Below are 8,941 nucleotides of genomic sequence, written 5' to 3'. Positions count from 1 at the left end.
GATCAGCGTTCCGAACGGAACGGTCGTGCTCGGCGATCCTTGGATCGATGCCCAGAAGAGCTTCGGCGATGACAAGTGGGATGACCCGATCAAAGGCAACTTGAAGCAGCTGTGGAAGCTGAAGGACAAAAACCCGAATCTGAAGACGGTCATCTCCGTAGGCGGCTGGACATGGTCGAACCGCTTCTCCGATGTCGCCGCTACGGCCGCTACTCGTGAAGTGTTTGCGAACTCCTCGGTCGATTTCATCCGGAAATACAAAATGGACGGGGTCGACCTCGATTGGGAGTATCCGGTCAGCGGCGGCCTCGCCGGCAACAGCTACCGTGCGGAAGACAAGCAGAACTACGTTCTGCTGCTGCAGAAGATCCGCGAGAAGCTGGACGCGGCAGGCAAGACAGACGGCAAGCAGTACTTGCTGACTATCGCATCCGGAGCGGGTCCTTCCTACATCCAGAACAATGATCTCAAAGGAATTGCCAGCACCGTCGACTGGATCAATATCATGACCTATGATTTCAACGGCAGCTGGAATACGACGAGCGGCCACAACGCTCCATTGTATTATGATCCGGCGACAGCTGGAACGGGGCTGACCGATCCGCAGAACTTCAACATCGACAAAGCCGTTACGACGTATCTGGCGAGTGGAGTTCCAGCCAGCAAGCTTGTTCTCGGCACGCCGTTCTACGGCCGCGGATGGGGAGGATGCCCGTCTACCGGCAACGGCCAGTATCAGAAGTGCGCCGGCATCTCTTCGACAGGCACATGGGAAAAAGGCAGCTACGACTTCTATGATCTTGAAGCCAATTACATCAACAAAAACGGTTATACCCGCTATTGGAACGATCAAGCCAAAGTGCCTTATCTCTACAATCCTTCCAACCAAACGTTCATCAGCTACGACGATGTCCAGTCCATGGGCTACAAGACGGACTACCTGAAGTCGAAGGGCCTTGCAGGCGCCATGTTCTGGGAAACGAGCGGCGACCGCAACAAAACGCTGCTGAACAAGCTGAACACGGATCTTGGCTCCGGCTACACGCCGACTCCGACGCCAAGCGCAACGCCGACTCCATCGGCAACGCCGACTCCGTCTGCTACACCAACGCCAAGCGCAACACCGACACCAACTCCTACACCGACACCAACTCCTACACCGACCCCGGGCCAATGCTCGGCTGCGGCATGGGTATCCACGACGGCTTACACGGGCGGCCAGCGCGTTTCCTACAATGGCGTTCTCTATGAAGCCAAATGGTGGACCCAAGGCGACCGCCCCGATCTGAGCGGCACGGACGGCCCTTGGAAATCGGTCGGAGCCTGCGGCACCGCTTCTCCGACTCCGACGGCAACCCCGACGCCGGCTCCTACGGCAACGCCAACGCCGACAGCGACTCCGAAGCCATCGGCAACCCCGACGCCAAGCGCGACTCCGACACCTGCTCCTTCGGCAACTCCGGGAGCCAATGCCTGGAAAGCGGGTGTGGCCTACAAAGCCGGCGATATCGTCACCTACGGCGGCAAGTCCTATACCTGCCTTCAGTCTCATACGTCTCTGACCGGCTGGGAGCCGTCAACGACTCCTGCCCTCTGGAAGCTGAACTAAGGCCGGCTCCAACCTGCGATATTGATTCCGGCGCTCCTGTCCTGCGATAAAATCCATGCCTGAGTCAGGCTGGCGTGGCGGCGGGGGCGCTTTTTTCCATGCCTGAGCAACGATCATGAACTGTCTGGAGGAACGTGCATGAAAGCAAAAGCAAATCGGAAAGCCATAGGCCAAGCCCGGATTCTGGCCGCGTTGATGAGTCTCGTCGTCCTGCTCCCGCTCTACTCCGGCGCAGCGGGCGTTTACTCGCCGATAACCAAGGCAGCCGGAGGAGCTCCTGCCGATCCATCCCCCGCAGCCGACCATCCCCGCAAAATCGTCGCTTATTTCCCTGAATGGGGCGATCAGGAGAACAAGGGCTTCTACACGGTCGATAAAATTCCGTGGGATAAAATCACCCATATCAACTATGCATTCGCCAAGGTCAACGCGCAGACGAACAAAATCGACTTCATGGATCGCAAAGCGGCTATCGAAAAGGATTATCCCGGCCAGCTTGCCAGCCTGTCCTTCAAAGGGCATTTCAACCAGCTGGTCAAATACAAGCAGCTGTACCCCGACGTCCGCACGCTGATCTCGGTCGGAGGCTGGTCAGGCTCGGGCGGCTTCTACACGATGGCCAATTCCGAAGCCGGGCGAGAGACATTCGCGAGCAGCGTCGTCGACTTCCTGCGCACGTACCAATTCAACGGCGTCGACATCGACTGGGAGTATCCGTCGGGCACCGGACAATCCGGCAATCCGATCGATTCCTCCGTTGCGGAGCCGCTGCGCAAGGTGAACTACGACAACTACGTCCTTCTTATGAAAAAGCTTCGCGAGAAGCTGGATGCTGCTGGGGCTCAGGATAACCAGAAGTACGATCTAACCATCGCGGCTACTGCTTCGTCCTGGATTCTTGGCGGGATGAAGCTGGGCGAAGCGAATCCATACCTGGACTGGGCGAACCTGATGACGTATGACTTCCACGGAGCTTGGAACGGCTATGTCGGCCCCCACTCGGCCTTGTATCCCGATTCGCGCGATACGGAGACGGCCGCGCTTGGAACGCCGGTATTGAATACGGACTGGGCCGTGCGATATTATCTCGGAACGTTGCCGCCCGAGAAGATTGTCGTCGGCGTTCCTTATTACTCCCGCGGCTGGAAAAACGTGAACGGCGGCATCAACAATACCGGGTTGTGGGGCAGCGCCGCGACAACCGGAGGCGGCGCCGACGGGAAGTACGGCATCTGGAACGATCCGGCCCCGGAACAGCCGGCAGGAGCAAATCCGATCTGGCATATCCTCAACCTGCTCAAGGATCCTGCGAACAAGCGCTATTTTGATTCCGTGACAAAAACGCCGTACCTGTACAATGCGGACAAGAAGATTTTCCTTTCTTACGAGGATACGGAATCGCTCGGCTACAAGCTCGACTACATCAAGGAAAAAGGGCTGGGCGGAATGATGTTCTGGGAGCTGACCGGCGATTATTCCCAGCAGGCCGACGGCACGTACACGTACGGCAGCTCTTTGACCAGCTTCGCCTACGATAAGCTGAAAACGGCTTCGCTTCCGGGAGGCACGGTCAAGCCGCAATTGCCGGCCCCGAAAAATTTCAGCATCGGCTTCAGCGGCAACTACGACCATCCGAACTATACCTACTCGTTGAAAATAACGAATAACACCGGCGCGGATATCGCTGGCGGCTGGAAGCTGGAGTTCGATCTGCCGACGACGACGACCCTGACTTCCGCCTGGGGAGCCGGATCGGTGGAACAACTATCTGCAGGCTGGGATTTCAACCGGTACCGGATAACAGGTACGGCGACGCAGACGATTGCAAATGGCGCGACGCTGGATGTACCCGGCATGATGAAGCTGGCGTTCTCCGGAGGACCGCAGCGGGTGACGCTGAACGGAAGCTCCTCGCAGCAGGAGTACGACAAGCTTTATGGAGGCGCGCCGACGCCGACTCCGAGCGCAACGCCAACGCCTAGCCTCACGCCGACGCCTAGCGCAACGCCGAAACCATCGGCTACGCCGGCTCCGACTCCATCGGCGACGGCTTCACCTACCGCGACGCCGTCGGCCACGCCAAGTCCAACGCCGTCCCCATCCCCGGGAGCATGCTCCGCTGCAGCATGGATATCCACGACCGCCTATACCGGGGGGCAAAGGGCTTCTTATAATGGCGTTCTGTATGAAGCTAAATGGTGGACCCAGGGCGATCGCCCTGACCTGAGCGGAGCCGACGGTCCTTGGAAATCGGCCGGAGCCTGCGGAACGGCTTCGCCGTCGCCGACGGGAACGCCGACCCCGGCACCGACGGGAACGCCGACAACGTTGCCGACGGGAACGCCGACACCGGCACCGACGGGAACGCCGACACCGTCGCCAACGCCGACACCGTCGCCGACGGCAACGCCTGGCGTCAATGCATGGAAGGCAGGGGTTGCGTATAAAGCGGGCGATGTCGTGGCCTACGGCGGCAAGAGCTACACTTGCCTCCAGCCGCACACCTCCCTGACCGGCTGGGAACCGTCCACGACTCCTGCCTTGTGGAAGCTGAACTGATCCCGGACAAAGCTTAACGATTCCAGCGCTTTTACCGTGCAGCCTAACCCTCCGCAGAGGGAGGCGCGGAAAAGGCGCTTTTTCTATCTTGCAAGAGGGAGGCGCCGAACGGCAAGGCATAGGATGGAACCGAGCTTCCTCGTGATGGACATACGGGCAAGGGGGCAGGTTTTCAGGCTGAGGCGGCGAAGTCTAGAGAATAGAACATCCAAGGAGGATCGAGTCATGAACATACTTGTGCTGGGCGGAACGCGGTTTGTGGGCAAGAGGCTGGTCAATCTTTTGCTGGAGGAAGGCCATGAGGTGACGATCGGCACGAGGGGGAAAACGGAAACGTCCTTTGTTCGTCCGGTGGAGCATCTGGTGCTGGACCGCGAGGACAAGGCTTCGCTTGCAGCTGCGGTGGATGGCCGTGCGTGGGATGTCGTCTATGATCAGATCTGCTATTCGCCGGAGGATGCCGCCATTGCGGTAGAGGTATTGGCAGGCAAAACGAAGCGATACATCGAGGTATCCACTTTGTCCGTGTACGAAGAATCGCCGGAAAGGCTCGCAGAAACCGCATGGATGCCGGGCGGCTATCCAGTCACGGGAGGCAGCAGGCATACGCTGAGCTACGGAGAGGGCAAACGGCAGGCCGAGGCGGTCCTGTGGGAACAAGACCGATTCGAAGCGGTCATGGTCCGGTTTCCGATTATTCTGGGGCCGGATGATTATACGAAGCGGCTGCACTTCCACGTCGACAAGGTCCTCGGCGGGGAACCGATCGGAGTGCCGTCCCCGGATGCGAGAATCTCCTTCGTGCATTCCGCCGAAGCGGCGGCGTTTTTGTGCTGGCTCAAGGACAGCTCCTTGACCGGACCGGTCAACTGCTGCTCGAACGGGGATGTATCCATCCGGGAAGTCATCGGCCTTGTGGAGAAGGCGACCGGCAAAACGGCCGTCATCCGGGAGCAGTCGGCGGACGAGCAGAGATCTCCTTTCGGCATCGGCAAGTCCTGGCATATGGACAACTCCCTCGCTGCGGAGGCCGGCTTTGAGTTCTACAGCCTTGAGCATTGGCTGCCCGAGCTTGCGGAAGAGCTCGCTGCAGCGGCGAAGGCTGCTCATGCCGGGAACTGATCTGCTGTACGGCTAGGCCGCTGTAGCATTCATGGCGGCCTGGATCGATCCAAGCTGCATTCTAGAAGCCGCTCCTTGCCGGAGCGGCTTTTCTGTTTTTGAGATGGCGGAGCAGGAGTGCGGCCGCCAAGGCGCAGAGCAGCGCGCACAAGCCGATGAACAGGAAGCCGGCCTGCATGCCGCGCATCTCGCCGCTGCCGGAGCTGCCGAACAGACGACCGAAGCCGTCGGTAATGGCTCCGATCAGGAGGTTGCCCGCTACGCTTGCAAACCCGAGCATCGTCACCGTAAACGTGATGGCCGCATCGCTCCGGCCTGCGTAGCGGACAGCCAGAAAGGCCATGACCGTCGGATAGATCGGAGCGATGCCGGCTCCGGCGAGAGCGAACAGCCAGGCTCCAGGTTCCCCGGCGAAAACGGCCGCCACGGTGCAAAGACCGGAAAACAGGGAGAAAATGAGAATGGAGCGGATAAGGCCGATTCGGTCGGTAAGAGGGCCAAGCACGAGCCGCGCAGCGGTGAAGCAGACGAAGAACCCGGAGAGCATGGCGGAAGCGGCCGTCCCGTCCCAGCGGTAGGCTTTTTCCAGAAAGGCGGGAAGCCAGCCTCCGAAAGCCATCTCGGCTACGACTCCCGCAGAGAGGATGGCAACGACAAACCAGGCGACGGGATCTCTCGCGTACTGGCGCACCGAGAGGCCGCCCGCTGCGGCCGGACCGTCAGGCTCCGCCTCTTGCTTCCCCGCGGAAGCTGGATCTTCGGGGGTTTCCTTGCCGGGGAAACGTGCGAGCAGAGCCGGAATGGCAGGCAAAATGGAAAGGGCCATGACGAGGGCATACATCCCTCCCCAGCCGAGGGGACCGCCGTCTCCCGGACGGAAAGCCATCAAATACGCGGCGGCCAGAGGCGCGGCCATGGAGCTGAGACCGTAAAAGAAATGCGCGAGATTCATCATCGTCCCCGCGTTGCGCGTAAAGATCCGCGCTCCCAGCAAGGAAAGGACGATCTCGAGGGCGCCGTTGCCGATGTAGAGGAAAAAGTAGGCGGCCGACAGCGAAAAAAAGCCTGAGGAGGCCCAGATGAACAGTCCCGACACGGCCATCGCCCCGAAGCTGGCGACCGTCGTCGCGCGCATGCCGAGCTTGCGCACAAGCAAGCCGGTGAAGGAGCAGGCGATCAAGTAACCGAGGGAGTTGAACGCTAGCAGCAGGCCAACCTGGAATTCGCTGATCCGCAGGTCGGCCTGCATGCGCGGAATGGCGGGGCCTTTAATGTTTTCCGATAGGCCGAAGACAAGATAGCCGGCAAAAACGACGGCAAGCAGCAAAAAAGAATTCCAAGTAAAAGAGCCTGCTCGCCCGCGCAAAGAATTCATAACAGGTGCCGCACCTCCGGGGACTGGCATCCGGTAAGGCCGGACACTTTTTCGTACCAATGTACCACACTGCCCGAGGGTGGACAATAACAGGCTTGCTCCGGCATTTTCGGGGAAGAATGAGAGGATGAGAAGATTCAGGAGAGGAAATCGCGTCATGAAATCCTGGGGAAGGCATGCGATAAACATAGCCGCCATTCTGGCCGGCTCCGCCCTCATGGGGTTCGGAATCAATGAAATCAATCTGGCCAACGGCTTGGCGGAAGGCGGAATTACGGGCGTCGCCCTGCTTCTCAATTACGTGCTTGGCTGGAGTCCAGGCTGGTCAAGCCTGATCATTAATGTCCCTATCTTTTTGCTGGGCTGGAGATACATGGGGCGAACGAGTTTTATTTATGCTGTGATCGGTTCGGTCAGCCTCTCGCTGTTCCTCATCTTTTTCGAACCGTTCCGGCTGCCGCTTAAAGACTTGCTGCTGGCTTCCCTATATGCGGGGGCTATCGTCGGAGCGGGGCTGGGAATCGTATTCCGGTACGGCGGCATGACCGACGGGGTTGATGTCCTGGCGATGCTGTGCAGGAAATCGTTCGGCTGGAGCCTCGGGAGGACGATCTTCGTCACCGATGCGGCCGTTGTGCTGCTTTCGTTGATTTATTTGGACCTGACAAGGGCCATGTATACGCTGATTGCGATGCTGGTCGGTGCGAGATTGATCGATCTCGTCCAGGAAGGCTCCTATTCGGCCAAAGCAGCGATTATCGTATCTCGGAAGCCGGAGCTGATCTCAAGCGAGATTTTGAGCGAGCTCAAGCGGGGAGCGACGTTTCTCGACGGGAGAGGCGCATTCGATAACAGACGCGCCGAAGTGATCTACTGTGTCGTCAGCCGCAAGGAGACAGGCCGTCTGAAACGGCTCGTGCATGAAGCCGATCCCGGCGCTTTTGTCACATTCAGCGACGTGCACGAAGTCGTCGGCAAAGGCTGGAGGCAGGAGCGGGATGAATCGGGTTTCTAGCATTGCCAGATGCTCATTCCTATGATATAGTATATCTATATGGGAACAAACGTTCTTGTCGGGAGGTAAGCTCATGAGCGCGAAGCGGTTGGAGACGGTCGTCGTCAAGCAAGCGATGACCCGGGTCAAGGAAGAGAAGATGCCGTTCGGCTGGTCGATCAATCCGTACCGCGGCTGCGCCCATGGCTGCAGCTTCTGTTATGCGAGAGCGTTTCAATCGTTCATCGGCCTTGGAAGCGACGAGTTCCAGGATCATATCCTCGTCAAGGACAATGCCGCGGAAGCGCTTCGCAAGCAGCTGCACAATATGGCGGCTTCCCGGCGCTTCGACCTTCAGGAGCTGGCGAGGGACGTCGGCCATATCGCGATCGGCACGGCTACGGATCCTTATCAGCCTGCCGAGAGCAGCCGGCAGGTGACGCGGGAGTGCCTCAAGGTGCTGGCCCGCTACCGAGTGCCGGTATCGATCACGACCCGTTCGCCGCTGGTCCTGCGGGATATGGACATCCTGGCCGATCTGAATCTGCTCTCGGTCAACATCAGCCTGAATACCCTCGACGATGAGCTCATCCGGTTCCTGGAGCCCGGCGCGCCGCTGCCGCGGCAGCGGCTTCAGGCTCTGGCCGAGCTCCGGAATGCCGGCTTGCCGGCCGGCGTGTTCGCTGCGCCGATCCTTCCGCTGCTGACCGACTCCCGTTCCCGGCTCGACGAGCTGATGGGAGCGGTCAAGGAGGCCGGCGCGGGTTATATGATGACTTCCTTGCTGCGCCTGACGCCTGACGTGAAGAGCTGGTACTATGGAATGCTTCAGCGGTACGATGCCTCTCTGCTTCCGGCTTACGACCGGATCTTTGCCGGAGCCTATGCGAGCCGGGATTATGCGGAGCGGATTCATGACATCGTCTCGGAGCTCAGGGTATTGCACGGAATTCCGGAGGACCGTTTTTATAGGGAAAGCGCGGGAAGCGTGCGGGAGAGTGGATTGGGACAGGCAGCTGCCATGCTTGCCGTTCCTATGCGTGAGGGAAGAACCGTACCCGTCGGTTCAGAATCAGCCAAGTCCTTGAGTGAAGGGATATCGAAGCCGAATGCCGGGGCCGATCTCTCCCCGGCGGCAGCGGATGGAGATGATGCGCAACGGCTTCTCTCCGAAGAGCCCGGCTTGGCGGGCAAGCTGGCCCGCCTCAGGGAAATCCCCGGCGCGGGATGCACGCCGGGGACGGAGATCGAAGTATTGGAGCAGATGTCTCTCCCATTCTGA

General features: G+C 59.5%; 6 protein-coding genes (1 of these 6 running past the window's edge). 5 read left to right on the top strand and 1 reads right to left on the bottom strand.

What is annotated here, in order from left to right; all coding sequences use genetic code 11:
* From VE23_RS11660 to VE23_RS11650, 3 genes are all read left to right on the top strand, one after another.
* Positions 1–1,609, top strand: partial view of a glycosyl hydrolase family 18 protein gene (locus VE23_RS11660; protein ID WP_049869706.1) — the 3' portion only. Its footprint begins 308 nt before the window's first position; 1,609 of the gene's 1,917 nt are visible here — the last part of the coding sequence; the start codon falls outside the window, past its left edge; its stop codon occupies positions 1,607–1,609.
* A 138-nt stretch (positions 1,610–1,747) separates the two neighbouring features.
* Positions 1,748–4,168 carry a glycosyl hydrolase family 18 protein gene (locus VE23_RS11655; RefSeq protein ID WP_049868028.1) on the top strand — a complete coding sequence of 807 codons (2,421 nt, stop codon included), beginning with the start codon at positions 1,748–1,750 and terminating at the stop codon, positions 4,166–4,168.
* A gap of 225 nt (positions 4,169–4,393) precedes the next feature.
* Positions 4,394–5,290, top strand: a complete 897-nt coding sequence (locus VE23_RS11650; RefSeq protein ID WP_049868027.1) for an NAD-dependent epimerase/dehydratase family protein — start codon at positions 4,394–4,396, stop codon at positions 5,288–5,290.
* A gap of 61 nt (positions 5,291–5,351) precedes the next feature.
* Here VE23_RS11650 and VE23_RS11645 read toward each other — a convergent pair whose 3' ends face one another.
* Positions 5,352–6,665 carry an MFS transporter gene (locus tag VE23_RS11645; protein WP_049868025.1) on the bottom strand — a complete coding sequence of 438 codons (1,314 nt, stop codon included), beginning with the start codon at positions 6,663–6,665 and terminating at the stop codon, positions 5,352–5,354.
* Between the two features lie 157 nt (positions 6,666–6,822).
* Between VE23_RS11645 and VE23_RS11640 the strand changes: the two genes are divergently transcribed.
* Both VE23_RS11640 and VE23_RS11635 read left to right on the top strand, forming a co-directional pair.
* The gene (locus VE23_RS11640) at positions 6,823–7,680 is read left to right on the top strand and encodes a YitT family protein (protein WP_049868023.1); all 858 of its coding nucleotides are present in this window, start codon (positions 6,823–6,825) and stop codon (positions 7,678–7,680) included.
* A 73-nt stretch (positions 7,681–7,753) separates the two neighbouring features.
* Entirely contained in the window at positions 7,754–8,941 is a 1,188-nt protein-coding gene (locus tag VE23_RS11635) for an SPL family radical SAM protein (RefSeq protein ID WP_069202465.1), read from the top strand.

The sequence above is a fragment of the Paenibacillus sp. D9 genome (assembly GCF_001188365.1).
GTDB classification, from domain to species: domain Bacteria; phylum Bacillota; class Bacilli; order Paenibacillales; family Paenibacillaceae; genus Paenibacillus_O; species Paenibacillus_O humicus.
This window is presented reverse-complemented; position numbering and strand designations above follow the sequence as displayed.